This window comes from Legionella tunisiensis, assembly GCF_000308315.1.
Lineage (GTDB): Bacteria > Pseudomonadota > Gammaproteobacteria > Legionellales > Legionellaceae > Tatlockia > Tatlockia tunisiensis.
This window is the reverse complement of sequence record NZ_CALJ01000013.1, coordinates 1-2429: the sequence shown is the minus strand read 5'-3', so window position 1 is coordinate 2429 and position 2429 is coordinate 1. Positions and strand designations below refer to the sequence as shown.

Below are 2429 nucleotides of genomic sequence, written 5' to 3'. Positions count from 1 at the left end.
TGATTGAATGGTGATAAGTATGAGATATTTTTATTGCTTGAGAGCAAACTTCATGAAGTTTACTGGCAGAAATTTTACTTCCTTTACCATATTTTGCATGAAGAAAAATAACTTTTTTATTTGTACATAAAAGGAAATCTGCTATTTCAGTTCCAAGATCATCACATATGAAATAATTGATGTCATTAGTGCAAATCGAGTTATCAATTTTCAAATCTGAAATTAATCTAAATAGGCTTCCATCCGCCCACTTTTTACTCCCATTTACTTCATCTACTTTGGTACCTTTTTCATCCTTAATATGCTCTGCATTTAAAATATTGAGACCGTATAAGAGTGATAAAATATCAAATTGATTCTCATCATATTTTTTGCCTAGTTTAATTTCTGGTTCGTAAATATTTCCATGTAAATATACATATTTCATATCAGTATATATTATTGAAAATGATTGATTAAGGTTAAAGAACGATGAGGCAGAACTGTATGACAAATTATCTTTGGGTTGAAAATCCAAATCAAAGTCATCACAAGACAAATTAAATTTTTGTGATTTTGTATAGTTTATAGTGAATGTATAATCCTTTTTGTAAAGTCTAATTAAAAATTTATCGTCATTTATTGGACAGCAAAAATAATCATCCGGCTCAGTATTAAATTTCTCCATATAGTCAAATTCTTCAAGAAATTCATTTATAAATAGTAAGATACTTAATGGTTTGAGTTCCTTTTAGGATTTGACGTAATGGCAAATCTATCGAAATAACCTAGTTTTTCTGGATGAAGAGATTATTTCTTTTAAAAAACTAGCCCATTGTCTATATTCATTTAATTTATATCTACAAGATGAATCCTGTATAACGGTGGCATTTTTGAAACCTATGTATCTTTTGAGGTACTCTGATTGGTCATTAAATATATTATTATCGAATGTATATCCAAGAATCTTGGTACAGGAGTGGCTGAAATCATCTAACGAAGTTGTTACATCTAAGAGGTTCAGTGCCTGCAGCTCCTTTTTTGGATAGACATTAAATTCTGACTTAAATTTTGTAAAGCAACTTGCCTAATTTTACTTTTTACTTGAAGATATTGTTTTCTTTAATTGCTCCTCATTGAGGGGGGTTGCTAATGCGTTAGCTATTAAAATAGTTCTTATTATATTGGTATTGTCAAAACAAATAAATATGGCTCTATTTGATAGATAAATATTATTTCAGCATTATTCTCAGGTAACAAATGATGTTTAAGGTATTTATTTTGATTTATGCCTGTATGTAAAACACATATTTGACGATTATTCTCACTTTTAAGTTTGTAGGTTATTCTATCAATATTAGATAGATGGCTTTCCATTAGGCTAAAAGTATAATTTAAATCTAAATCATCATAAAGATATACATTGCATTTTAAAGGTAACAAAATATCTTCTTCAGGTTCAATTTCATCAAATTTAGCTCTTTCTCTAATTTCATTAAAAATGTATATAAATTCGGGGTATAACGCTAAAATATTTTCTTGCGTTTCTTTAATGTTTAAAATTAATTTCGAATGATTATGATCGATATAAGTATCCAGTTTTATATATCGCTCCCAACGATGAAAGGATTTGCCATTTTCATTATCTAAGTAGTATAAAATTTCATCTTCATTTATTGAGTCAGTTCTCCTCAATCCTCTTCCAATTTCTTGTATTAGTTGTCTAGTATTTTGATGACTATTAAAACATCCAATAAACTGAAACGATGGAGCATCGACTCCTTCCATTAACTTATATTGATGTACCCAAACAATCGCTGGATTATTTTCGATTTCTTCTGGTACAGATGAAATTAATAAAGGTTCTTTTTCATGTTTAAATTGCTCATGTATTGCTAGAAAATTTATTTTTTCTTTGTCAGAATTGCTGCTATTTTTTAATAGATAGGTGATTATCGCATCTTAATATAGCTTTAGAAGTGGTTTTAATTTTCCCTTCTTCTCGTAATCTCATAAATTCATTTAAAAAATATTTGTGAAATCATTTTCATTAAGTGCATTTGGTGAGCTCAATAACTCCACTTTGCGGACGTATTGTTTGGACAATGCTGTTTTATATGAACAAAAATAAATATGGTTTTTTGATATATCAAACTCTCTAAAATCATTACGATAGGGTGTGGCGGTAAATATAAGTTTTGATGATTGTTTGAATTTTCGAATACAAGACGCCCATTTATGGGCTGGCTCATAATGTCCTTCATCTATTATTATTAAACCAATATTATCGATTAGTGTCTGAAATATTTTATTTCCGTCATTTTGTAAATTCCAAATAGAAATTAACATTTGGAAGGTCATAAAGTATACAACTTCGCCAAAATTAAAGGATAATTTCATTCGGTGACTTTCTACTAATTTTCCTTTTTTTGGTAATTTATTGATTTCAA

Annotated in this window: 3 protein-coding genes; all 3 read right to left on the bottom strand. The window is 28.4% G+C overall.

Features of this window, described 5'->3' with window-relative positions; all coding sequences use genetic code 11:
* The coding region (locus tag BN58_RS20885) for a hypothetical protein (protein ID WP_040915974.1) at window positions 1-667 on the bottom strand (667 nt) is incomplete at its 3' end.
* A 491-nt stretch (window positions 668-1158) separates the two neighbouring features.
* Window positions 1159-1767, bottom strand: a complete 609-nt coding sequence (locus BN58_RS00855; protein WP_019215221.1) for a DEAD/DEAH box helicase — start codon at window positions 1765-1767, stop codon at window positions 1159-1161.
* A 234-nt stretch (window positions 1768-2001) separates the two neighbouring features.
* Window positions 2002-2429 (bottom strand): DEAD/DEAH box helicase family protein (locus BN58_RS20880; protein ID WP_040915973.1); only part of this gene is annotated, 428 nt, incomplete at its 5' end.

Coding starts and splice junctions, on each gene's coding strand:
- BN58_RS00855 (WP_019215221.1), bottom strand. CDS start 1,767: ATGGAAGGAGTCGATGCTCCATCGTTTCAGTTTATTGGATGTTTTAAT.